The organism is Corynebacterium callunae, from assembly GCF_046592015.1.
Taxonomy (GTDB): Bacteria; Actinomycetota; Actinomycetes; order Mycobacteriales; family Mycobacteriaceae; genus Corynebacterium; species Corynebacterium callunae_A.
Genome location: NZ_JAWVOB010000001.1, coordinates 470,613 through 494,794, shown reverse-complemented (window position 1 = coordinate 494,794; position 24,182 = coordinate 470,613). Strand labels below are relative to the sequence as shown.

Genomic DNA, 24,182 nt, shown 5'->3' with positions numbered 1-24,182 from the left:
CATTGGTGTGACTAGATCACACCCGTGTGTGGATACCTTAGTAGCGCTGCCCTACTACTACGAATTAGTGGGGTGGAAATTTGCCGACTTGGGGGTAAAGAATTTGCTTTCTTTGCCCCCATTGTCCGGTTTTGTGGCTACAGGCCGGCGACATCCCCAATGACATAAACCGCAGGAGCTTTGATTTCCTCTTTGATCATGGTTTCACCCAGAGTTTGCAGGGTGCATCGAATTGAACGTTGACCAGAGGTGGTGCCTTCCTGGATTACCGCTGCTGGGGTGTCCGTGGCAAGTCCGCCAGCCATGAGAGCATCTGCAATGGCGGCAGCATTTTTAACGCCCATAATGATGGACAAGGTGCCACCCGATTTGGCGAGAGCGTCCCAGTCAAGCAGGGACTTTTCATGTCCAGGAGGCAGGTGCCCGGAAATGACGGTGAAGCTGTGCACCACACCTCGGCTAGTAATAGGGATTCCGGCCGCTGCTGGTACTGAAATTGCGCTGGTCACGCCGGGAATCACCTCGCAGGCAATGCCGTGTTCAGCCAGATATTCCAATTCTTCAAACCCGCGTCCAAAGACATAAGGATCGCCGCCTTTAAGACGCACAACTTTCTTACCCTGCTGTGCGTATTCCACCAGCATTTCATTGGTACGGGACTGTGCAACTTGGCGACCATAGGGAAGCTTGGAGACATCAACAAGTTCCTTGGAGCTGATATCGCATAGTTTGTCCAGCTCATTGGTGGGTCCAAGGTGATCCGCCAAAATAACATCTGCTTCTTGCAAACGATTCATGCCGCGCACAGTGATGAGATCCCAGGCTCCGGGACCGCCGCCGATTAGACTAACCGGCTTTATGGAAGAGGCAGGCTCTGTTTGCTTAATACTCATGGAAAATTATCCTAGTCGGTGCAAATGGCTAGGCTGGCAGCATGAGTACCGCAAGCACCAACTCCCCTACCGCCGTGCCTTTTAAGCTGGATGCGCAGTTCGCCCGCGAGTTCCCCGAGCTTTCTTCTCCTGGCCAGGGTGAAGACGCTCCGGCTCCATCCTTGTTGCTGCTTAATGAGGAGCTAGCGCAGGAATTGGGATTGGATCCGGAGTGGCTAAAAAGTGATGACGGTATCAACTTCCTCTTAGGCCGCGATACTGAGCCTTTGAGCCAGGCAGTCTCTCAAGCTTACGCTGGCCACCAATTTGGACAATTTGTTCCTCAGCTGGGAGATGGCCGTGCACTCCTGCTGGGAGAGGTTCAGGATAAGAACGGCATGTGGCGCGATATTCACCTTAAAGGTTCTGGACGCACAAAATTTTCCCGTGGCGGTGACGGGCGTGCGGCTTTGGGACCAGTTTTGCGTGAATATTTGGTCTCGGAAGCGATGTTTGCCCTGGGTGTTCCTACGACCCGTGCGCTCGCGGTTCTAACCACGGGGCGAAAAATCCAACGCGAAACTGCGGTTCCGGGAGCAGTTTTGGTTCGAGTTGCCGCGAGCCACATCCGAGTTGGGTCTTTTCAATATTCCAATCTCACTGGTGGCATTGAGCTTTCTAAGCGCCTCGCAGATTTTTCGATTAAGCGAAATTACCCGGAGCTAGCGTCAAGTTTAGCAGAGCCCACCCCACAGCTATATGTGGACTTTTTCCGCGCGGTGATGAAGCGTCAAGCTCGTACCGTGGCTCAGTGGACTCGTCTGGGTTTTGTCCATGGAGTGCTTAATACCGATAACACTCTTATATCTGGTGAGACGATTGACTATGGGCCTTGCGCCTTTATGGAGACATATAGCGAGGACACATTTTTCAGCTCTATCGACACCCAGGGTCGTTATAGCTTTGGCAATCAGCCTTCCATAATCGGGTGGAACTTGGCCCGCCTGGTGGAAACCCTGCTCCCACTTTTGGCTGAGACTCCAGATGAGGCAATGACACAGGCCCAAATACTCATGAATGAATTTGGTGGACTCTACCGCGAGGCACTTCAAGCAGAACTTGCGCTGGCATTGGGGGTGGATGCCTCGGAGAAGAAGCTCTTTGAAGATTTCCAAAACCTTTTAGCACTGCATTCTCCCGATCTAACAACGTTGATGCGCGCGCTTACAGAGGGGACTACCAAACCCTCTGGGTTCGAGGACTGGGTTGCGAGATGGCAGGCACTAAATCCGAATCTTAAGCAGATGGCCCAGGTAAACCCTATTTTCATTCCGCGGAATCACCTAGTGGAAGATGCTCTCAGTAGCGCTCTTAATGGCGATCTGCACAATTACCTTCGGCTCCTCAAAGCGGTCACACACCCCTTTGACCGGGAAGCTGGAACAGCTTATCTTTCTTTACCTAGTTCACCAGGTTTCGAGGACAATTATCGAACCTTCTGTGGCACCTAAGCTGCTTTTCGACGCCGCCCTCCGCAACCCCCCTGCCGGGCGTTGCCTGGCGGGGCGAGGGGACGTCGACAAGCTGTATCAGGGGCTTCGAACTCGCTGATCTGAATCTTTCCCATGCCCATTAGCTTCTCAAAAGTTCCCGGCTTTTCCATGAGCTCGGCTAGATTATCTGGCACAATCTACCAGCTCACACCAAATTCGTCTTTGAGCCAGCCACAGACCTCAGCTTGAGGAACCGCAGACAGAGAATTCCACACCGCATCGAGCTCTTCCTGGCCGTGAGCTTGATACATCAGTGACACGCCTTCATTGAAGTTAAAGGGTTGTGGCACTCCAGCATCACGGGCGCTAAACCACTGACCAGCTAGCTGAAAGTCGGAATACATCAATGCGCCCTTTTCAGCAGGTCTAGTTGCTTCGGCAAACTCCACGGTGCTGCCCAATTGGGAATCTGGAAAAGTGCTGAGGTACTTCTTTGAGCGGCTTTGGCTTGGTTTTGAGCCTCTGCACCGAACATGAATGAAGGAATAATAAAAGACCGTGGATCACTTCCCTCAGGTGCTAAATGGAGCTGCGAGCTTACTTCATAAGGATCCTCTACCCAGGCAAAATAGGGAGAAAATGGGTAAGAGTCCAGCGGCATGAGCACCTTACCCGTAGAGCTAAGCAGCTGCCACATCTGCTCAAGATGTGCTTTCGCCTCCGGTTCTAGTATGGGATCAAAATTGAGCACAAAACTTAGGAACGGATTGGGGCGAAATTCTACACCGGCGTTGATCAAAATAAACCGGGTTCCGGAAAGCTCTACCTCAACCGTTAGGGTCTTTCCCGCTAGAGACTCCTGAAATTCCTGGAGGCCTTCTTCTGAATAGGTGATCGTCTCCTGAATATGAGCTTCCTGAGGGGTATGGGAGAAGATATCGACGTAGTATTCTGCGACTTCATCTGCGTTACCTTGGCACCAAATATTTGGAATGATTTTTTGCATAAACCCGACAATAGAGAAAGAGGTGGACATCTTGTGATCTGGTCCACAAACTAATGGCATCTTCGTTCGAAATTTGTTCGATTTTCATCGGATTGTTCCTGCTCAAGACAATAAGACAACGCCTCAGAAAATTTCTGAGGCGTTGTCTTTTTTAGCTAAACTTTGGTGAAAACTTTATGCTTCGAGCTTCAAAGTCTTCTGGGTGCGATCCCACTGCTCAGCAAAAAGCTTTGGCTCATTAGCCAGCTTCTTGCCATAAGAAGGAACCATTTCCTGCAGCTTGTCACCCCAGGCAATCATGCGGTCGCCGAAGCAACGCTCCAGCAATTCGATCATTGCGGAAGGAGCGATGGAAGCTCCTGGAGATGCACCAAGCAGACCTGCAATGGTGCCCTCAGAGTTGTTGATCAAGGTGGTACCGAACTCTAGGGAACCAAACTTAGGGAATCCGGTTGGCTTAATAACCTGAACACGCTGGCCGGCGATGATGGTCTCCCAGTCGCCATTTTGAGCCTCTGGCATGTATTCGCGCAGAGATTCCATACGCTTGTCCTGGTTCTTGAGAACCTCGGTAACCAGGTACTTGGTGAGGTCAAACTCCTGTGCCGCAACACCCAAGTAGGAAGGAATGTTGTCAGGGCGAATGGACTTGAAGAGATCCAAGTAAGAACCCTGCTTGAGGAACTTAGGGGTCCAACCACCATAAGGTCCAAAGAGTAAGCCCTTCTTGCCGTCGATGACGCGGGTATCCAAGTGTGGGACAGACATTGGAGGAGCGCCAACAGATGCTTTGCCATAAACCTTGGCGGCATGCTGTTCAATGAGCTCCTCATTGGTGCAACGCAGCCACAGACCAGAAACTGGGAAGCCAGCGAAGCCCTTGACCTCAGGAATACCTGCGCTACGCAGGAGATCCAGTGCGTATCCACCTGCACCGACGAAGACAAAATTAGCCTTCACGGTCTTGGTGTCGCCAGTGTGAACATTCTTGACAGTAACGATCCACTTAGAGCCATCAGCCTTGACGCTCTTAACCTCGTGACCGTAACGAATTTCGGTGCCCTTAGATTCAGCCGCACTCAAGAACTGCTTGGTCTGTGCACCGTAGTTGATGTCGGTACCTTCTTTGATCCAAGAAATTGCTACTGGGTTGGAGTAATCCCTACCCTTAGCCATCAAAGGAAGCTTCTCTGCGAAGGTCTCTTCATCGTCAGCGTAGGACATACCCTGGAAAAGTGGGTGATCCTTAAGCGCTTCATAGCGATTCTTAATGTATGCAACCTGATCCGCACCCTGTCCGAAGGAAACGTGAGGTACAGGGTTAATAAATTCGCGTGGATCAGAGAGGATACCGGCGTCAACCTGGTGAGACCAGAACTGGCGGGAAACCTGGAATTTTTCATTAATGCCAATAGCCTTGGTGATATTGACCTTGCCATTGACCTCTGGAGTGTAATTCAACTCACACAGAGCAGAGTGTCCAGTACCTGCATTGTTCCACGGTGAGGACGACTCTTGGGCCGGTCCATCCAAACGCTCAAAGACGATCTGAGACCAGGTTGGCTCCAGCTGGCGCAGCATTGCACCAAGGGTAGAGCTCATAATTCCGGCACCGATGAGGACAACGTCTGCCTCATCAGTAATCCTTTGTGCGTTCTTCGGGGAATCTGACATGTTCAACTTCCTTTTATCTCCGCGAGTTGTCTGCCGAACACAAAAACAGGCGCACAAGCCAAACTTCTACCCTCAACAAAAGCGAACTTGATGGCAGAACCTTAAGCTGACGCTTGAAAGCGCACCCTCTCTTGACTCTTTCAAAAGACTTTAGGTGCACGTTGTCCGTAGGTTAATAGTGTACGCCTGCAATACAAGAGCCAGGAAACAGCCTCCTAATATTAACCAAACATCACAATAAACCTCCCCCTTTTCACCCCCACCCCCAAGTTGCCAACTTTGTAAATGTGATCTTTGCAAAATGTTTGAAGTTGAGACCAATTTTGATTGGGAGCTTGCCGTCAAGAACTAGCGGATTTCAGATTGAATCTGGGCTTTGTTTTCACGGCCTCACCAAGAGTGCTTACCTAAATTCAGCTGAGTTCAGCGGCTGCTGAAGCTTTTTATATCAATTCCTCCTATCTTTAGAGTATGTATTCTCAAAGCACCTCAATGTCCCTCTTCAATGAAGACGATTGGGAAGGTGACATCCTGGGTCCCGGTTATCAAAAACACACCATAGAACTAGGTAGTGACCCAGATGGTGAAACTGATGTCGTAGCTACAGTTGTCCGCTTTAATCCAGATAGCGCCAACTCCCTTGACCATGAGTTTTTCCAAAGGCCAGCTCTTTTGTGGGTACACGGCATGACAGACTATTTCTTCCACACTGAATTCGCGGAATACTTTCACGCTGCTGGATTTGCGGTTTATGCTGTGGATTTACGGAAATGCGGCCGTTCACATAGGCCCGGCCAGCAATGGCATTTTGCCACCGATCTACGGTTCTACTTCGAGGACTTAAGTGCCGCAACAGCACTCATTACATCCCACCACCCTGCACTGATACCGGCGGCGCACTCCACCGGTGGGTTAATCGTTCCGCTCTGGCTTTCAGATCTCAAAACCACCGATAAGGCCTTGCATTCAAAAATTCCTGCATTGGTTTTAAACAGTCCTTGGCTGGACCTCATGTACCCCAGGGTGGTTGTTCGTCTCCTCACACCCTTGATTCAGTTTTTAGGATTCAAAAAACCGCTTATCACCCTCCCCAACGATGGTTTGGGGTCTTATGGTCGTTCGATCCACAAGGATCATTTTGGTGAATGGGATTTTGATACCATCCTCAAACCCGTTGAAGGCCATCAGAAAAATCTCGGATGGTTACGCGCCGTGCTTTTGGGCCACCGCCAAGTTCACAAAGATCTAGTCAATGTGGGCGTTGATGTACTAACTATTTGTTCGGCACGATCATGGTTCAAGCGGGAATACTCCCCAGCTACAGATTCCGCCGATGCAGTGTTAGATGTAAAACAGATTCAAAAGTGGGCGCCTCATCTTTCAAAACCCTCTTCTCGAGTCACCGTTATCCCAATTGAGGATGCGCGACATGATGTTTTCCTCTCAATCCAGCCGGTGCGCAAAAAGGCAATGGACGTCGTAAACAATTGGCTAGAAGGACACCGCATACCTCGCTAAACACAAACGGGGAAGATATTGTCACCAATAAGTGTTGCCTTTTAAGAAGCACATCAATCGAATAGACCTGGGGCAGAAAAACCCTACGCCCCGCTACTTTCGATCCATCCATAGGAGATCTTTTACATGTCAGAGCAGTCCGCACCAGTCAAGCATTATGACCTCATCATCATTGGAACTGGCTCAGGAAACTCTATCCCTGGACCAGAGTTTGATGATAAGTCAATCGCCATTATTGAAAAAGGTGCCTTTGGCGGAACTTGCCTCAATGTGGGATGCATCCCAACCAAAATGTATGTCTACGCCGCAGATGTAGCGAAGGAAATTCATGAAGCTTCCCGCTATGGCATCGATGCTTCCCTCAATGGCGTTGATTGGCCTTCAATCGTGGATCGCGTTTTCGCCGACCGTATTGACCCCATTGCTCAAGGTGGAGAGGCTTATCGACGAGGCCCCGAGACGCCAAATATCGATGTCTACGATATGCATGCTCAATTTGTGGGACACAAAACAATCTCCACTGGCATCGCTGGTCAAGAACAGATTATTAGTGGCACCGACATTGTTATTGCAACTGGCTCACGGCCAGTAGTCCCACAGGTCATCGCAGATTCTGGTGTGCGTTTTTATACCAACGAGAACATCATGCGTCTGGCTCAACAACCAAAATCCATGGTGATAGTTGGTGGTGGATATATTGCAATGGAGTTTGCCCATGTTTTCCAGTCTTTGGGAACCCAGGTGACCATTCTTAACCGTTCAGAGCAACTGCTTCGTGGAGCGGATGCAGATATCTCCGCACGCCTTCTCGAACTTTCCCAAAAGAAATTTGATGTGCGCCTTAACACCACTGTCGCTGCAGCTAAGAACAATGAGGACGGCAGCGTCAGCATTAGCACCAACACCGGCGAAGAAATCACACCCGATGTTCTGTTGGTAGCAACCGGACGCGTTCCCAATGGCGACCAGATGAACCTAGCAGCTTCAGGCATCGAAATGGACGGCACCAAAGTTAAGGTGGACGAGTTCGGTCGCAGCAACGTCGAAGGTGTTTGGGCCCTTGGAGATGTATCCTCCCCATTCCAGCTAAAGCATGTTGCCAACGCAGAAATGCGCGCTGTACGTCATAACTTGCTGCATCCAGAAAACTTGCAGCCTATGCCACATAGTTTCGTTCCTTCTGCAGTTTTCACCAACCCTCAAATTGCTCAAGTCGGGCTCACCGAAGCTCAAGCCATTGAAGCTGGTCACAATATTACGGTGAAAATCCAAAACTATTCTGACGTTGCCTATGGTTGGGCAATGGAAGACAAGGACGGATTTGTCAAGCTTATTGCAGATAAAGAGTCCGGCCAGATCCTCGGCGCTCACATCATTGGGGCACAGGCTTCGACCTTAATTCAACAGCTGATTACCATCATGGCTTTTGGAATTGATACACGCGAAGCCGCAACTAAGCAGTTTTGGATTCACCCCGCGTTGCCTGAGGTTGTGGAAAACGCATTATTAGGTCTTGAATTCTAGAAAATCTAAGCTTTTCACTTCCCATAAAAACATTCCATGTCAAATAGAAATCGAAGAAAATCTCAGATTGAAGGCGATTTACTTCAAGTTTTTAAGGATTTTTCTATCTTCGCTGGCTAACGCTACCCCCAGGAGTAGCGTTAGCTATTGAAGGCTTAGAAAAGCCGTATAAACTTTTGAACGTTAGATCACCAACCAATAAAATGCTTGGGAAATCTAAGCTCGGTAATTAAAATTGACTACAGTTTCTCCCGTAACCCTTGGAATAAACTGTCCGATATGTCAGTTGCTGGGTAATTGTTTATATTCTGCCACCACTTTCCTGGCAGATTAAAGCAATTACTTAAGGCTAAATATGTTCTCTCTTCATCCGAAGAGAGTTGCTCCAATCTAATTTCAAAGGACTTTTCTCATGCGTTCTTTCCGTACTGCTGCAGTTGCTGGCGTTGCCGCAATCGCTCTTTCATTGGGATCCACCACTATCGCTTCTGCTGAGGAATCTGATCAGAAGGACCTCTCCTCCGTATTCTCCGCACTCTCCTCCGGTGGCCCTGCTGCTGTTGGCGAAGAATGGGATGCTGACCTTCCTGCTACTGGCAATGATATCTTCGGCGAAGAAGAGTCCCGCGATGAGCAGCCAGCTTGGGTTCAGAACATGTATGACCTCACCTGGATCGGTGGCATCGCCACCCTTCTTGGCGTCATCGTGTTCCCTGCATACAACTACCTGGTTTACACCGGCGTAATCACCAAGTAACCCTTCTCTTCATTCTTCACCAACTGAAAGGTCCGCATTCCAATGCGTAAATTCCGCAATTCTGCAATCGCACTTGTTTCTGCAGCTGCAATCACCCTCGGTGGCGTTTCCGCTGCTTCCGCTCAGGAAACCAACAACCAAACTGTAGAATCTGAGTCTGAGTCCGGCTCTTCCTTCGGTTCTTCTTCCTTCGGTTCTTCTTGGAGCGATTACAGCGACGAGTACGAAGGCGACCAAGAAGGCTACGGCGTTGACGGCTTCGGCTCTTCCCGCACTGACTCCGGCGAAGATGTTCCTCGCTGGCTTTCCGCTTGGGGCAAGGTATTCGACGTTCTGATCGTCGGTTCCGTCCTCGGCATGATCGTATTCCCAGTTGTTAACTATCTGAAGTACAACGGCATCATCAAGTAAGTCTCAGAACTTGCTATAAAAATGGGCACTCACGTCATCGTGAGTGCCCATTTTTCCTTCCTCACAGCAAAAACCAGCTACCGTGCACATAATGCACGGTAGCTGGTTTTTATGTCACCGAAGTCTGGTGGCAATCGCCAAAAATTATAAAAGCTTATACGCTTTCATCTGGCAGCGTCAGGATTTCATTTCCATCCTCAGTAATCACGATGGTGTGCTCGAACTGGGCGGAGAACTTATGATCCTTGTTTTGCACAGTCCAATCATCTTCCCAGATTTCATAGTCCAGGGAGCCGAGGTTGATCATTGGCTCGATGGTCAAGGTCATGCCCGGAACCAGTAAATCTCGGTACTGGGTGTTGTCATAGTGCAACACAACAAGTCCATTGTGGAAGGTTGGTCCAATGCCGTGGCCGGTAAAATCCCGGACCACGTTATAGCCAAAACGCTTGGCATAGGATTCAATCACACGGCCGATAACGTTGATTTCGCGACCCGGCTTAGCTGCACGAATAGCGCGCATCATAGCTTCCTCAGTGCGCTCAACCAGGAGACGGTGCTCTTCAGAAACCTCGCCAGCTAGGAAGGTAGCATTGCAGTCTCCATGGACGCCGTGCTTAAAAGCAGTGACATCGATATTCACAATGTCGCCTTCTTCAATCACAGTGGAGGAAGGAATACCGTGGCACACGATCTCATTGAGGGAGATGCACGAGGACTTCTTAAAGCCTCGGTACCCCAAGTCAGAAGGATAAGCACCCATATCGCAGGTGTATTCGTGGATAATACGGTCAATCTCATCGGTGGTAACGCCGGGTTTTACGGCCTCGCCAGCAATTTTTAGGGAGTTTGCCGCAATGCGTGAGGTTTCGCGCATTGCTTCAATGACCTCAGGTGTTTGAACAAAAGGCTCACCAATGGCCTCTTGAACTTCGTCTTTCCACACATATTCAGGTCGTTCAATATGCGCAGGTACCTCCCTAATGGGAGAAAGTTTTCCAGGGACAATCGGTGCACGCAGACTAGACATATTTCCCATGCTAGTCCCCCATCACGGGAGCTTCTAAATTCGGGATTGCTATTCAGTTGACCCCACCGGTGCTGTGGGTACTTCACCCTGAGCTCGCAATTCATCAAGGCGCACAAAAAATTGATCGGTTACTGCGGTTGCTGCTTCAGAGCCACCGCCCAAAACCACCAAGGTGGCAAAAGCGATATCGTCTTCGCGATATCCAGTAAACCAGGCATGGGAGCCTTCATTAATTTCAGCTTCACCAGTTTTGCCATAGATCTGTGGACCGGTCTGTCTCATGCCTCGCGCAGTACCGTCCGTCACCACTGATTGCATCATTGATTGCAAAGAACTCAAAACTACCGGATCAAGTGGAGGAACAGTGGCGCTCACCTTGGTTTCATGTCCGGAGATCAAAGTCGGGGTGGGAACGCGGCCAGTCGCTGCAGTGGAAGCAACTAAGGCCATTCCAAAAGGACTTGCAAGGTCAAGGCCCTGACCATAACCAGACTCGGTTCGGTCCAAAACTACTTCGCCTTCTGGCACCGAACCGGTAATGGTATCAAGACCAGGGATTTCATAGTCAATACCCAAACCAAATTGCTTAGCTACATCCTTGAGCTGGCCGGGTTCAAGTTCGGTGGAGATATTGGCAAAGGTGGTGTTACAGGAACTGGCAAAGGCATCATCGAGGGAGGTGTTGCCCAGGGAGAAGCTATTGTAGTTGGTTACAATTCGGCCGTAGATATTCATTGTGCCTGGACACGGCACAATGCTGTCGGGGCTCAAGCCCTGATGAGCTAAGCCAGCCGCTGCGGTAATGATCTTAAAGGTAGATCCCGGTGGATATTGGCCGGTTAGCGCTACGTCTCCGTCCTTGTCCGCTTCCGCGGTTTGGGCGATGGCCAAAATTTCACCGGTGGAAGGACGCATAGCTACCAGCATGGTTTTATTTCCGGACCGCAATTCCACAGCTTCTTCTGCTGCTCTTTGCACATCGTGGTCAAGGCTAATACGCACGCTGGGAGCCAATTCCGGGGCGTTATAGGATACATCGCTAATAATCGCACCATTAGAGGTCACGATGGAGGCTCGCCAACCATTCGAACCGTCAAGTTCTTCGTCGACAATGCTACCCACGCGGGAAACGATGTCAGGGGCGAAGGTTGGATCAGTGGCAACCATGGCTGCTTCCTCGTTAAACACTAGCCCGGGTATACCGGCAAGATCTTGCTGCATTTTCTCTCCCAGCGTGGAATTAACCACAGCCAGAGAGTATGTGGAATCTCCCAAGTTGCTCAAGACGTCTGCACTATCAATAGAGGGCACGGTGCTATCGGTGACGCGTGCTGCATCAAGCTCTGCTGCCACTCTTTTGATCGCGGTCTCTGCATTATCAGCAGTAGTGGGATCAATAAGAATGCGGTACACACTGCCCGGAGCCAACACGGGAGCTCCATCAGAGGAAATCACATTGGCTCTTTGGGCTTCAATGGAACGCAATTCCAAATGCTGATTAGCGCCCAATTGCGGATGTAAAAGGGAAGGCTGCCAACGCACGGTCCAATCATTACCAGTTTTGGTCAATGCCATGGAGGATTCATATTCCAGGTTTCGATCCCGCGGCAAATCCCAATTCACCAGGTATTTTGCGGTGGCAATGGAATCACGGGAATCAACTGATTCCAAAGTCAGCTCCACGCCCTCAGCTTGGAGACCAGAAAAGGTGCTTTCTAAAGCGCTGGTGGTGGTTTCTGCCTGATCGCTAATCTCTGAGATCGTCTCATAATCTTGCTCAGCCCAAGCGGTGAGAAACTCTTGGGCAATAGGATCAGCGGTTTCAGGCCGCGGAGTGCAGGCACTAAGACCGCTGGCGGAGATAGTCACCGTCAGGCAGAGTGCCAAAAATGACGTGCGCTGTGCCTTGTTCATGGCTGCATACTAACAATGAATGTCGAAACCTCCGTGCACCCACTCCGACAGATACCCAAAGTGCATTAAATGATGCCGCGTTGTTTGGCCTCTGCCACTGCAGCTGTCCGCGAGGTGACATCCAATTTATTAAAAACATGGCCCATATGACTTTTCACGGTGGCCTCAGTAAGCACTAATTTCTTGGCAATTTCGCGATTACTTTTACCTTCGGAAACCAAGTGCAGCACCTCCAATTCTCGAGGGCTGAGCGCTGTCATGGGATTATTCATGCGTCCCATAATTTTGCTGGCCACCTGACGTGAAAGTACTGATTCTCCGCGGGCAGCATCGCGAATGCCGGAAATCAGCTCCGCAGGTGAGCTGTCTTTGAGCAAATATCCCACTGCACCTGCAGAAACAGCACCCACTACATCACCATCGGTGGAATAATTGGTCACCACCAGCACCTGTGGCGGATTGTCTAGAGCTCGCAGCTGGCGCGTAGCTTCTACCCCGGCGGCTTGAGCTGTACCGGGAGAATCACCAAAGCGCAGATCCATAAGCACTACATCAACTCCACCTTCAGCGGCAATCTGCAGCGCTTCAGCTGGGCTGCCCACGGAATCGACAATGAGAAAATCGGGCTCACCGCTAATCAAAGATGCCAACCCGGCGCGCACCACGGGATGATCATCGGCAAGCAAGATTCTAATCATGGGAGGTCCTTTCGAGATGGGGAATGCACAGGGAAATTCCGGTACCAGCGCCGGGCGAAGATTCAATAATAATGCTGCCACCGTATTTTTCCGCGCGTTTTTGCGCGGTCGGTAGCCCAACTGAACTACCACTTAACACTGCAGGCACATCAAAGCCGATCCCATCATCAAGCACATCCAGCAATATTTGATCGGGTTGATAGGTCAGAGTCATTTTTGCGCTCTGGGCTTGAGAATGTCGCAGCACATTTCCCACCAGTGTTTGTGCAATACGCACAATATCAGCTTCCATCTGATCGGGCAGTTGTCTAGCCATACCATCTACAGCAAAACTAATTCGCTCCCCCATCGGCGTATTGGCGGCCACTCGCGCAAGAGCCACCGGTAGGGTCGCACCGACCAGGGGCTGCGGTTGTAGTGCTGCAATAATATTGCGCGTTTCAGCCAGGTTTTCCGCCGTTGTTTGGCGCGCTAATTGCAGCTGCGCCAGCGCCTGCGGATCACTCACGCGTTTTTCCGCGGCATGTAAAAGCATCTGAATTGAGGAAAGCCCTTGCGCCACTGTGTCATGAATTTCGCCCGCTATGCGGGCTCTTTCTGCCAACTCGCCGGCGCTTTTCGACGCCCGGATCGCCGCGGTGCGCGCGTCGACAAGCTCCTTGACGGTGGTTGCCAATAACTGAAAACAGGTGCCCAGGATCCACGCCACGGCGGCGCCGAGTGCGGGGCCGGTGACTACACCGACGGAGAAGCCGAGGTGCACGGACAGGGCTGCGATGGCGATGGCGGTTATGAGCGCGATTATTAGTGCCGAACGCAGTGGAGAGGTATGGAGGACAATGAGAAAAAACATGGGAAAGGCCAGGTAGGCGGGCTCGGGCCCATCCCAGATTAGGCCGATCCAGATGGTGCAGAGCAGCACAATCCACAGCAGGCGGTGGTTGAAGAGCGGGCCGCGCGGGATGACGCCAAGCAGGTAGAACGTGGCGTAGGCAAAGGCTAAAAGCCACATGCTCCAGTGATCGGCACGCCAGAGCACCAGAATTAACAAGACTGCAATGAGCAGATGTAAACCCCAGGTCAACACGGATTCGATGCGGGAAAGGGTCATTTGGTTGGTGCTCACAGAACTAACCTAGTCGATTAAGGGGTGAGGGCGAATCCGACTTAGGTCGGAGTCAAAGTATCGACTCCAGCCCGAATTCCGCGCGTGAAAAATAGCAGAAACTTGAACTATGTTTCAAGGAATTAAAGAACTCTCCGCTGCTAAAGGCCGCACGCTGCTCATTACGGTCACCGTCGGGCTGATTGCCATCATGGTGACCTTCCTCTCCGCTCTTACCGCAGGGCTGAGCCATCAATCAGTGTCTGCCCTGCAATATCTCGCTGGCGATAAGGACTTGGTGCTGGCAGATTCCGGTTCCACTTCCCTATCAGCTTCCACCCTTGATGCCAATACTATGGAGCAGTTGGAACAAGCAGGTGCGCAACCACTGTGGCAGGTGCGCGATCGTCTGGGCGATACCCCGGTTATGCTGCTCAACTCCTCCGAGCTGAAGCCGGGTGAAATCTCTCTGCCTGCTGAGGTTGATTCAGTGCAGGCCCTCGCCCAGTTTTCCAGCGGAAACTCCACAGGAGGCTCCACGGGAGACTCCACGGGAGACTCCACGGGAGACTCCACGGGCACAGCCGGTACCGTCATCAACTCCGCCAATGATCTCTATTTAGATCACCTCCCTGTCATTGTGCTTAGTACTTCTGACCTCGCACAGCTAGCTCAAGCCCGTGGTGTACAAGGCCCGGCTGCTGCCTTCATTGATGCAAGCTCCACCTCCTCGCTGCCCGCAGGCACGATTGCCCTCCACAGTTCCGATAGATGGCAGGCATCTGCGTCCTACCAGGGCGAACAAATGTCGCTCAATCTCATGATTGTGATGCTGTACATCATTTCCGGATTGGTTCTCGGCGCCTTCTTTATGGTGTGGACGATTCAACGCCTGCGAGGCATCTCAATTGCCAGTGCCTTGGGAGCTGCCCGGCGTGTCCTCATCGCCGATGCTATCGGACAAGCTTTAGTGGTCCTCTTTATCGGAATCGCTTTAGGCGTGGGCTTCACCATCGCCTTGGCCCTTGGCCTAGGAGCTGCCCTTCCAGTTGTGATCTCAACTGCGACCACCCTTTACCCTGCATTGATCCTGGCGCTCTGTGGTCTAGCTGGCGCAGCACTTTCCTTAGGCCCCATCTTGCGGGTTGAACCGCGCAGCGCACTGATGAACGCCTAACTCCCCCTGCCGTGCTGGCCCTGGTCCGCTTAAAACCCCAGTAGAAAGAAGAAAAAATGTCCCTCCACGCTGCACATATCAACCTCACCGTTGCCGATGGCACAAAATCCCGCACGCTGCTCAATGATGTGTCCCTAAACATCAACTCCGGCGAGGTCGTGGGCATCGTCGGCCCCTCTGGCTCTGGTAAATCCACGCTGCTGGGAGTTCTGGGATGCCTGCAAGCGGCTGATTCCGGCACAGCAGTGCTAGAAACCGCCACCACCTCAGTTGATCTACTGAACCTTAAAAACAGCAAGCACGCAGCACAATTACGCCGTGAACATATCGGCATTGTATTCCAACAACCCAACCTCTTGCCTTCGCTGCGAGTTATTGATCAGCTCATGCTCATCCCTCACCTGGGTCGCGTGCTGCCGCTATCGCCTTCCCAAAAAAGCCACTACCAGCGCAAGGCACAGGATCTTTTGGCCGCTATTGGTTTGCCAGATATTGCTCAACGCAAAGTTGGTGAGCTTTCTGGCGGCCAGCAGGCGCGCGTTAACCTGGCGCGAGCGCTCATGAATGAGCCCGACCTTTTGCTTGTCGACGAACCAACCGCTGCGCTGGACCAGACTTCAGCTCGCGAGATTACCCAGTTGATTGTGTCCATGGCTCATGACTTTGAGGCTGCCAGTCTCTATGTCAGCCATGATATGGAGCAAATAAAAACACTCGACCGTCATATCGAACTTGTCGACGGTCGAGTGTTAAATCAGGGGAAAATTCCGGCTACTTTGTAACCTTTACTTCCGCCTTCATTCCTGATGCGCTGGCAGCTGCGAGAACCTCTGGGTCCATCTCCTCTGCCAAGCGCATTGCCTCTTCAATGAGGGTCTGCACAATTTGGGACTCAGGGACGGTCTTAACAACTTCGCCTTTAACAAAGATCTGGCCCTTACCGTTGCCTGAAGCCACACCCAGATCAGCATCGCGTGCTTCGCCAGGACCATTAACCACACAGCCCATAACGGCAACACGCAGCGGAACTTCCATCCCGTCTAGAGCTTCGGTAACTTCCTCAGCCAGGGAGTACACATCAACTTGTGCACGGCCACAGGATGGGCAGGAAACGATTTCCAGCTTACGAGGACGCAGGTTCAAGGACTGTAGAATCTGGTCACCAACCTTGATTTCCTCAACTGGATCTGCAGAGAGGGAAACACGGATGGTATCGCCAATGCCCTGGGAGAGCAATGCGCCGAAGGCTACGGAGGACTTGATAGTACCCATGAACTTAGGGCCAGCCTCGGTAACACCAAGGTGCAGCGGGTAATCACTAACCTCAGCGAGCTGACGGTAGGCTTCGACCATCAACACTGGGTCGGAGTGCTTTACAGAGATAGCAATGTCCTGGAAGCCATTTTCTTCAAAGAGGCTAGCTTCCCACAGTGCAGATTCCACAAGTGCTTCTGGGGTGGCCTTACCGTTGTACTTATCCAGAATGCGCTTATCCAGGGAACCGCCGTTTACACCAATGCGGATTGGGATGTTGGCGTCAGCAGCAGCCTTAGCTACTTCCTTCACACGGCCATCAAATTCCTTAATATTGCCGGGGTTCACACGAACCGCTGCACAGCCAGCGTCGATTGCGGCAAAGATGTACTTAGGCTGGAAGTGAATATCTGCAATCACGGGGATTGGAGACTTCTTGGCGATAATTGGCAGTGCTTCTGCGTCCACAGTTTTAGGACAAGCAACGCGCACAATATCGCAACCAGATGCAGTAAGCTGCGCAATTTGCTGCAGGGTGGCGTTCACATCGTGGGTCTTGGTGGTGGTCATGGACTGTACCGAGATTGGGTAGTCCGAACCAACGCCAACTTTGCCGACCATTAGCTGGCGGGTCTTACGACGTGGTGCCAAAACTGGTGGTGGAGTTGGAGGAAGGCCAAGGCCAATTGGGATAGACAAGTTACATGCTCCTAGAAGTGGCAGTGGCGTCCAGAGGTTTCCTGTGCCCTGCCGGAAAATGTTCTGGGTGATAGTCAGTTATGTGGAAAGTGTATCACCGTCATCGGCTCTAACCATTTCCAGCTGCAAGCAATTCCCTGCTTGCAGCTGTCTTAGCCAAAGAGTCGAATCGGGTTCACAATATCCGCCACGATCACCAGGCCACCAACGGTCATAAGAATGGCGGCCACGGTGACAGTAATCGGCATCAGCTTGGTGTAATCAGCAGGACCTGCAGGTGCCAAGCCACGCATCTTGCGGAAGAGATCTCGCACCTTTTCATAAAGCACCACGGCGATATGTCCGCCATCGAGTGGAGGCAGCGGTACCAGGTTAAATAGTGCCAGGAAGAAGTTTAGGCTGGCCAGCATCATGAGGAACATATCCCACATGGAGCGTTCAACAAATTCGCCACCAATACGAGAAGCTCCAACCACACTCATGGGGCTTTCCACATCGCGTTCAGCACCAAAGATTGAAGCCACCACGCCAGGGATCTTGGCGGGGAATTCCTTCAGTCCCTCCAAGGTGGCTTGCAACATATCGGTACTAAATTGTGCAGTTGCACCCACAGCTTCAAGTGGGCCGTACTTCTTATATACATCGGTCGGAGGCAGGCTAGTCATTCCTACAGCGCCAACGGTTACTTCCCTACCATCAGTAGTTAGACGAGTAACCTCCGCCACCTGCAGGTTTACGTCGAAACGCTCCCCGGCACGCTCAATGGTGAGGGTGGCAGTCTGGCCCGGCAGGTTCAAAACAGCATCGCGGACCGCAGTGAAGTCTGCGGTTTGCTCGCCATTAACGGCCAGGATACGGTCGCCGGACTCAATGCCGGCCTCGCCGGCGGGACCCACGCCGGTACAGCTGGACAGTTCAGTTTGGGAAAGCTGGGTCTGTGGCACGCACTGGACAGTGTCCACAGTTGCGGTGGTATCCACGTTGGGGTTGGGAATGCCCGAGCCAACGGCCACGGCGTAGAGCACCACAAAGCCGATAATGATGTTCATGATCACGCCGCCGGAGAGCACAATAATGCGCTGCCACCAGGGCTTAAGGTACATTGCACGAGCTTGATCGGCAGGGTCAAGCTCGTCTTGGGCGGTCATACCGGCAATATCACAAAATCCGCCCACCGGAATTACTTTTAAGCCGTAGACGGTTTCACCACGTTGTTTGGAAAATAGGGTGGGCCCAAATCCGATGAAGAAGCGTCGCACTTTCATCCCGAACATTTTCGCGGTGATGTAGTGCCCCCACTCGTGAAGTGCAATGGTTAGGGCGATGCCGAGGAAAAATAAAACGACACCAAAAAGATAGGCTGCCACGAGGGGGAAGCTCCTTCATTTTCTATTTTGTATTAATGGCCAAGGTGTCTACCAAAGCATTCGCCCGACGGCGCGCCTCGGCTTCCGTAGCCAAAATATCGTCGACGTTTGAGGGTACACCAGCAAACTGGGAAGCCCCTTGGAGAACCTCATCGACAACATCAACAATCTGCGGAAAATGGATCCGACCCTGCAAAAACGCGGCAGCTGCCTCCTCATTCGCCGCGTTATATACAGCCGGGTAGGTACCTTTTTGCTTTGCGACGTCCCGAGCCAGTTGCACCGCAGGGAAGGCGTGGGAGTCAACCGGTTCAAAAGTCCAGGAAAACGCTTGACTAAAGTCAAGCGCTGGCTGCGCCTGTGGCACTCGGTGTGGCCAGTCCAGAGCCAGTGCAATAGGTAGCTTCATCGAAGGTGGTGATGCTTGCGCGATAGTTGCGCCATCGGTGAAGGTAATCATCGAGTGAATAATCGACTGCGGATGGACTGTTACATCTATAAGGTCTGCATCCGTATCAAAAAGCAGAGTGGCCTCAATAAGCTCCAATCCCTTATTAATAAGGGTGGCTGAATTAAGAGTATTCATCTGCCCCATGGACCAGGTGGGGTGAGCTGCCGCCTGCTGCGGGATGACATCCCACATTTGTTCCCGCGTCCAGCCACGGAAAGGCCCACCTGAAGCAGTGAGCACAATCCTCGCTACCTCATTCTTGGTTCCAGACCGCAGGCACTGTGCCATTGCAGAATGCTCAGAATCAACCGGAATAATCTGTCCTGGTTTGGCCTGTGAGATCACAAAATCACCACCGGCGACCAAGGATTCCTTATTGGCCAACGCCAAATAGGCACCGGACTTGAGGGTTGCAAGTGTTGCTGCCAGGCCTAGGGAACCGACCAGAGCATTTAGCACCGTATCTGCTGGGGTTTCCTCCACCAAGATTTTGGCTGCATCTGCCCCACTAATAACGTCACCGCCGAGCGCTGCGCTAATTTCCTGTGCCGCTTCTGTATTTGCGATAGCCACTTGTTCTGGCTTGAGGCCTAAGCTTTGTGCCTGGCTAATAACCAGAGCTGGATCCGAGCCTCCAGCTGCAATACCAACAACTTCAAAAAGCTGTGGATTATCTGCGATAACTTCTAAAGCTTGGGTTCCAATGGAGCCGGTACTACCTAGGATGAGAATTTTTTTGATCACGACATCTATTCTTACACCCATTTGGGGCAATCCAAAGTGATGTGTTGAGAAGCCAAATGCCAGAAGTGTGCAGGAAAAGCTGTATCTTTTGGTGGATTTTTTAGATAACCCTTGCGTGGATACCCAAATTTTTAGCTTGACCGCGATAAATGTGAGAATATAGAGAAAGTTAAACAAGTTCTGTAGGTGCGTATGCGGTTCTCCAGGTTTTGGATCGAATCGAGTGCGCGAATAAAGGAGTATGACGTGGCTGGTTCCTCCCACATGATTGAGCCCGAGATCTACCGCGGTGTATCCACCCTTGATGAGCCTTCGGCTGCCTGGGGATGGCACGGCCTGAAGCGCCAAACCACCCAGATCGCTGGTTGGATCTCCGTGTTGTTCCTGCTTGGCTACAACTTTGGTAACCACAAGGGTCACGTTGAGACCATTTGGCTCCTCGTAATCACTGCACTCATTGTCATTGGATTGCTGATCCACCTCTTTGAGCCAAAGCTTTCCCAGGTTCGCACCATCACCGCTCACAACAAGCCAGTTGGCCACGTTGAGCCGGACTGGACCTACGACCAGGCAACCCTCACCGGCACCTGGGGTAACCTCACTGATGCCCAGCTTCGTTCCATCAACGTTGCACCTGAGCGTGTTGCTCACCTGCGTGCAGTTGATTCTGCAGACTCCTCCAAGGAGCTCAACAACTAAGTTTTAGTTGCTAAAAGAGGCGGACCGAATATTTTCGGTCCGCCTCTTTTTGGATGTTTTAGGAGACTGGAGTTTTGACCTTGTCGAAGATCTCAGGCAAACGTTCTTCTACTCTGCGCCCACACATCCTGATAATGGCCAGGTACGCCAGCGCTGGAATGAACACTGCCAGAACTTGGCCAATGATAAGCAGCCAGGTCATCTCGGCTGTTAAACCAATAACGCTCAAGGCAATTCCAGGTGCTGCGGGAATCCAGCCCAAAAATAGTGAACCAAAAGCGCCGACAAAAGCAGCCGCAGAATATCCGCTGCGATCACCCCAAGGGCTGGTTCCTGGTTTTGCCGTGGGATAAGGATTAAAGGTTGTCATTAGCAAGGACACCGCTGCTGTGGAGAAAAGGATTCCCAGCGCGATCACTGCTATAACTGCTGAGAGCAAGCTATCTTTGGCGATGATAAACACAACGGGGATATCCACTAAGAACACCAGTACGCCAGGCACCATTGATGCCCAGTGCCGCGCTAAAAGGAGGGTTTTAGCAGGCACTCCAGAAACCATATTCAGCCAGGTGGATGGACCATCATAACCAAAGTCATTGGTGGCCAACATGCCGGAAAATGCTGCTAGGAGCACCAACCCAACATAGACCAACGATGCTTCAATTGTGATGCCTTGAAAGGCAAAAAGTACTGCAAAAACTGGAAGCATCACTAAAGAGGCTAAGAGTCTAGAATCGCGCACTAGGTATTTGAGTGAACGCGAGAAAACTGCTCCTGCCGGTGACCATGCAACGCCTGGTAGCAAGAGAGTTCTGCCTGATTCTTTGGTGTCTTTTTTGGCAGCATCCTTGGTGCTCCTACCACCTTGATCTAGTGGAGCGCTCAGCCCTGCTTTCAGGAGTGCAATCCAGGCCCAGACTCCTAGAGCAACATAGGCTAGGGACAATGCGACCAAGAGCAAGGCTTCCCACCAGTATCCTTGAGCGGCCGCTTCAATTGCTCCAGCCGAGGCTCCCACTGGGGTCCACTTGGCAATATCTCCAAAGGCTTCGATTCGATTAAGAGAGCCTGAACCAATAAGCATGTTGTAGCCAATAATGATGAAAACGAAGCCTAATGTGGCAACAAGGCTCATTCTTTCTTTGCTTACGCGAGAGGAAGAACTCGACGCCAGCAAGCTGAGGATTTCTCCCAAGGCCAAGGTGGTTAGGAGAGAAATTGCGAGCATGATCCATACCAGGGGAATCAGCACCGGATCATAATAAATACTGCAAATAATCGCAGTGACCACGGTACACACCACGGCGGTGATGCCCCGCGATTGCATTACTGTACTAATGGCGAAACCGGGCAAAAGCTGCGTTGGTTTTAATGGCATCGTGGCAAAGGAGGCAACCTGTAGTTGGCCCTCGCCGGAAGGCCACATTATGGCGGCAACTACATAAGCCAGCATGCCCGTTGCCACTACCCCAGCCAATACCCCATGCTGTTGCTCATATATGCCGGTGATAAGCAGTGCGCTTAAGCCGAGCAGGCCGATCAGACTATAAAAGGCAATAAAAAGGATCATGACGATCGCGGCACTATTGCCTTTGATACTGCGTTTCCACAAGATTGCCTGGAGTTTTAACAATGTTGAAGTCATTATTTGTCCTCCACCTGCGGTGATTCTTTAGCCACACCGCCCAGCCAGGAGAGGCTGCCTTCGGCGAGGGCTGCTCCGCCAACGATGTCTACAAAAAGATCTGTCAGTGATTTCTCTGAGGTGATGTCTTTAACATGGGAGGCTAATTCCACCACGCCCTTATTAATGATGGCGACATGATCGCATAAGCCTTCAACCAGTTCCATGACGTGGGAGCTCAGCACTACGGTGCCACCGGCTGCAGCGAAGTTACGCAGGATTTGTTGGATCAATCGTCCTGAAACAGGATCCACAGCTTCCAAAGGTTCATCGAGGATCAATACCTGAGGATTATGTAAAAGGGCTTGAGCCAAGAGGATCTTCTTGGTCATGCCCGCGGAGTAATCAACGATCCGCTTATCCCCTGCCTCAGCAAGCCCCAGTGCAGTCAAAAGCTCAGTACTGCGTTGCTGGACCACATCCTCTTTTAAACCCCTTAGAGCGCCCACATAGCTCAGCAGTTCCCTGCCGGATAAGCGATCAAAAATAGGAAAACCATCTGCGAGGAGTCCCATGGATTTCTTAGCGGCTAAAGGTTCATCCCATACATTTGCTCCAGCGATCCAGGCGCTGCCCTTAGTTGGGCGCAATAGACCTGTAGCCATGGAGAGCATCGTGGTCTTGCCAGCACCATTGGGGCCGACGATGCCATAAATCGCGCCGATGGGAATGTCGAGGGAAATGTTATTAACGACAACTGTTCCGTTGTATTCCTTGGTCAGCCCGCGAAGTGCTAGAGCCTGCGTACTTGGATCTACCGGGCAGACTTTTGTTTCCTCTTTGTTTGTTTGCGAGGACGGCGGAGTTTCATTCATCACTTTTCTCCTTTTCGCTGCACAGCACAAGTTTTTCAGTGTTGCTATTGGTATGCGTTTTCGTCTCGACGCTACCAGAGAGAAAATAGAGAGGCATTGACTTTACCAAAACGTAATGGGCTTATCCCCCATCTGTTGTGGAGGATAAGCCCATTTTCTTTAAGTGGTGGCTACTTCTCTTCAGCAGCTAGCTGGCCACAAGCGGCCGCAATTTCTTGTCCCTTGGTATCACGAACGGTACAAGGAACACCCTTGGCAATAACACGACGAACAAATTCATCCTGTCGCTCCTTAGGAGCAGCATCCCATTCAGAGCCTGGAGTTGGGTTCAAAGGAATGAGGTTGACGTGAACGCGGGATCCCAAAGCCTTATGGAGCTTTTCGCCCAGCATGTCTGCACGCCAGTCCTGATCATTGACGTCGCGGATGAGTGCGTACTCAATAGAGACACGACGGCCGGACTTATCAGCGTAATAACGTGCTGCATCCAAAACCTCAGCAACAGACCAACGATTGTTAATCGGAACCAAGGTATCACGCAGTTCGTCATCTGGAGTGTGCAAAGACACCGCGAGAGTAACCGACATGTCTTCGTCGGCAAGCTTCCTGATTGCCGGCGCTAAACCTACGGTGGAAACGGTGACGCTGCGCTGTGAGATGCCAAATCCCTGTGGGGATGGCTGGGTGATCTGTCGCACGGCAGATACCACGCGCTTGTAGTTGGCCAGTGGCTCGCCCATGCCCATGAATACGACGTTGGATAGGCGGCCGCCTTCGGCCTGCATGGTTGCGGCAGCGTTGCGGACCTGGTCGACAATTTCGCCGGTGGAAAGGTTGCGGTCCAGGCCACCCTGGCCGGTGGCGCAGAATGGACACGCCATGCCACAACCAGCCTGGGAGGAGATACACAGGGTGGAACGGTCGCGGTAGCGCATGAGCACAGATTCCAGCAAGGTGCCGTCGTGCAGCTTCCACAGGGTCTTCTGGGTTTGATCGTCATCGGTGTGAATGACTTTCAAAGGCTCCATCAGGGTTGGGAAGAGCGCTTTTTTGACTTCTTCGCGGGCGCTTTCAGGAAGATCTGTCATTGTTGTTGGGTCGGCTTCGAGCCTGCCGTAGTAGTGGCGGGCAATTTGGTCGAGGCGGAATTTTGGAAGGCCTAGTTCTTTAAGAGCCTCAATGCGCTCCTCAGTGGTGAGGTCTGCGAAGTGGGCCGGGGGCATGCCACGCTTGGGAGCGTTAAAAACCAGGGGTACAGGAGTTGCCATAATGTCCCTATTCTTTCAGATG

22 protein-coding genes are annotated in these 24,182 nt (G+C 51.6%); 8 read left to right on the top strand and 14 right to left on the bottom strand.

Annotation, left to right across the window (positions count from 1 at the left end; genetic code table 11):
- Positions 1-137 precede the first annotated feature (137 nt).
- A complete protein-coding gene (gene cobA / locus SFC07_RS02285) occupies positions 138-893 on the bottom strand; it encodes a uroporphyrinogen-III C-methyltransferase (RefSeq protein ID WP_411206603.1) in 756 nt (251 codons plus the stop codon).
- A 41-nt stretch (positions 894-934) separates the two neighbouring features.
- Here cobA and SFC07_RS02280 point away from each other — a divergent pair, with 41 nt between their 5' ends.
- A complete protein-coding gene (locus SFC07_RS02280) occupies positions 935-2,383 on the top strand; it encodes a protein adenylyltransferase SelO (protein ID WP_411206602.1) in 1,449 nt (482 codons plus the stop codon).
- Positions 2,384-2,562: 179 nt separating this feature from the next.
- On the opposite strand, the gene SFC07_RS02275 is transcribed toward SFC07_RS02280, so the two are convergent.
- From SFC07_RS02275 to mqo, 3 genes are all read right to left on the bottom strand, one after another.
- Complete coding sequence (locus SFC07_RS02275) at positions 2,563-2,814, bottom strand: VOC family protein (protein WP_411206601.1); 252 nt, start codon at positions 2,812-2,814, stop codon at positions 2,563-2,565.
- On the bottom strand, positions 2,769-3,371 hold the full coding sequence (locus SFC07_RS02270) for a VOC family protein (RefSeq protein WP_411206600.1): 603 nt from the start codon (positions 3,369-3,371) through the stop codon (positions 2,769-2,771). Before SFC07_RS02270 ends, SFC07_RS02275 begins: the two co-directional genes overlap by 46 nt.
- A 174-nt stretch (positions 3,372-3,545) precedes the next feature.
- A complete protein-coding gene (gene mqo, locus SFC07_RS02265; protein WP_411206599.1) occupies positions 3,546-5,045 on the bottom strand; it encodes a malate dehydrogenase (quinone) in 1,500 nt (499 codons plus the stop codon).
- Positions 5,046-5,516: 471 nt separating this feature from the next.
- On the opposite strand from mqo, the gene SFC07_RS02260 reads away from it, so the two are divergent.
- The 4 genes from SFC07_RS02260 (at position 5,517) to SFC07_RS02245 (ending at position 9,255) form a co-directional block, all read left to right on the top strand.
- Positions 5,517-6,563, top strand: coding sequence for an alpha/beta hydrolase (locus tag SFC07_RS02260; protein ID WP_411206598.1), 1,047 nt, complete (start codon positions 5,517-5,519; stop codon positions 6,561-6,563).
- Positions 6,564-6,689: 126 nt separating this feature from the next.
- The gene (gene mtr, locus SFC07_RS02255) at positions 6,690-8,087 is read left to right on the top strand and encodes a mycothione reductase (protein ID WP_411206597.1); all 1,398 of its coding nucleotides are present in this window, start codon (positions 6,690-6,692) and stop codon (positions 8,085-8,087) included.
- A 412-nt stretch (positions 8,088-8,499) separates the two neighbouring features.
- Positions 8,500-8,844: a hypothetical protein gene (locus tag SFC07_RS02250; RefSeq protein WP_411206596.1), complete on the top strand. Its 345-nt coding sequence runs from the start codon at positions 8,500-8,502 to the stop codon at positions 8,842-8,844.
- A 42-nt stretch (positions 8,845-8,886) separates the two neighbouring features.
- Positions 8,887-9,255, top strand: a complete 369-nt coding sequence (locus SFC07_RS02245; protein ID WP_411206595.1) for a hypothetical protein — start codon at positions 8,887-8,889, stop codon at positions 9,253-9,255.
- A 154-nt stretch (positions 9,256-9,409) separates the two neighbouring features.
- On the opposite strand, the gene map is transcribed toward SFC07_RS02245, so the two are convergent.
- The 4 genes from map to SFC07_RS02225 form a co-directional block, all read right to left on the bottom strand.
- Positions 9,410-10,294 carry a type I methionyl aminopeptidase gene (map, locus tag SFC07_RS02240; RefSeq protein ID WP_411206594.1) on the bottom strand — a complete coding sequence of 295 codons (885 nt, stop codon included), beginning with the start codon at positions 10,292-10,294 and terminating at the stop codon, positions 9,410-9,412.
- Between the two features lie 39 nt (positions 10,295-10,333).
- Positions 10,334-12,199 carry a penicillin-binding transpeptidase domain-containing protein gene (locus SFC07_RS02235; RefSeq protein WP_411206593.1) on the bottom strand — a complete coding sequence of 622 codons (1,866 nt, stop codon included), beginning with the start codon at positions 12,197-12,199 and terminating at the stop codon, positions 10,334-10,336.
- 65 nt (positions 12,200-12,264) lie between these two features.
- Positions 12,265-12,897 (bottom strand): response regulator, encoded by a 633-nt coding sequence (locus tag SFC07_RS02230; protein ID WP_411206592.1) that lies wholly within the window; start codon positions 12,895-12,897, stop codon positions 12,265-12,267.
- On the bottom strand, positions 12,890-14,023 hold the full coding sequence (locus tag SFC07_RS02225; RefSeq protein WP_411206591.1) for a sensor histidine kinase: 1,134 nt from the start codon (positions 14,021-14,023) through the stop codon (positions 12,890-12,892). The genes SFC07_RS02230 and SFC07_RS02225 overlap by 8 nt, the downstream gene beginning before the upstream one ends.
- 109 nt (positions 14,024-14,132) lie before the next feature.
- Between SFC07_RS02225 and SFC07_RS02220 the strand changes: the two genes are divergently transcribed.
- Together SFC07_RS02220 and SFC07_RS02215 are read left to right on the top strand one after the other, a co-directional pair.
- Complete coding sequence (locus tag SFC07_RS02220; protein ID WP_411206590.1) at positions 14,133-15,179, top strand: FtsX-like permease family protein; 1,047 nt, start codon at positions 14,133-14,135, stop codon at positions 15,177-15,179.
- A 56-nt stretch (positions 15,180-15,235) separates the two neighbouring features.
- Positions 15,236-15,961: an ABC transporter ATP-binding protein gene (locus tag SFC07_RS02215; protein WP_411206589.1), complete on the top strand. Its 726-nt coding sequence runs from the start codon at positions 15,236-15,238 to the stop codon at positions 15,959-15,961.
- On the opposite strand, the gene ispG is transcribed toward SFC07_RS02215, so the two are convergent.
- The 3 genes from ispG to dxr all read right to left on the bottom strand — a co-directional run bounded on the left by ispG (position 15,951) and on the right by dxr (position 19,715).
- A complete protein-coding gene (gene ispG, locus SFC07_RS02210; protein WP_411206588.1) occupies positions 15,951-17,132 on the bottom strand; it encodes a flavodoxin-dependent (E)-4-hydroxy-3-methylbut-2-enyl-diphosphate synthase in 1,182 nt (393 codons plus the stop codon). The genes SFC07_RS02215 and ispG overlap by 11 nt on opposite strands.
- Before the next feature lie 152 nt (positions 17,133-17,284).
- On the bottom strand, positions 17,285-18,499 hold the full coding sequence (locus SFC07_RS02205; RefSeq protein ID WP_411206587.1) for a M50 family metallopeptidase: 1,215 nt from the start codon (positions 18,497-18,499) through the stop codon (positions 17,285-17,287).
- Positions 18,500-18,521: 22 nt separating this feature from the next.
- Positions 18,522-19,715, bottom strand: a complete 1,194-nt coding sequence (gene dxr, locus SFC07_RS02200; RefSeq protein WP_411206586.1) for a 1-deoxy-D-xylulose-5-phosphate reductoisomerase — start codon at positions 19,713-19,715, stop codon at positions 18,522-18,524.
- A 225-nt stretch (positions 19,716-19,940) separates the two neighbouring features.
- Between dxr and SFC07_RS02195 the strand changes: the two genes are divergently transcribed.
- A complete protein-coding gene (locus SFC07_RS02195) occupies positions 19,941-20,393 on the top strand; it encodes a DUF2631 domain-containing protein (RefSeq protein ID WP_411206585.1) in 453 nt (150 codons plus the stop codon).
- Between the two features lie 58 nt (positions 20,394-20,451).
- Here SFC07_RS02195 and SFC07_RS02190 read toward each other — a convergent pair whose 3' ends face one another.
- From SFC07_RS02190 to rlmN, 3 genes are all read right to left on the bottom strand, one after another.
- Positions 20,452-22,038, bottom strand: coding sequence for a hypothetical protein (locus tag SFC07_RS02190; RefSeq protein ID WP_411206584.1), 1,587 nt, complete (start codon positions 22,036-22,038; stop codon positions 20,452-20,454).
- Positions 22,038-22,892, bottom strand: a complete 855-nt coding sequence (locus SFC07_RS02185) for an ABC transporter ATP-binding protein (protein WP_411206583.1) — start codon at positions 22,890-22,892, stop codon at positions 22,038-22,040. The genes SFC07_RS02190 and SFC07_RS02185 overlap by 1 nt, the downstream gene beginning before the upstream one ends.
- A gap of 170 nt (positions 22,893-23,062) precedes the next feature.
- On the bottom strand, positions 23,063-24,160 hold the full coding sequence (gene rlmN, locus SFC07_RS02180; protein ID WP_411206582.1) for a 23S rRNA (adenine(2503)-C(2))-methyltransferase RlmN: 1,098 nt from the start codon (positions 24,158-24,160) through the stop codon (positions 23,063-23,065).
- Positions 24,161-24,182: the final 22 nt, after the last annotated feature.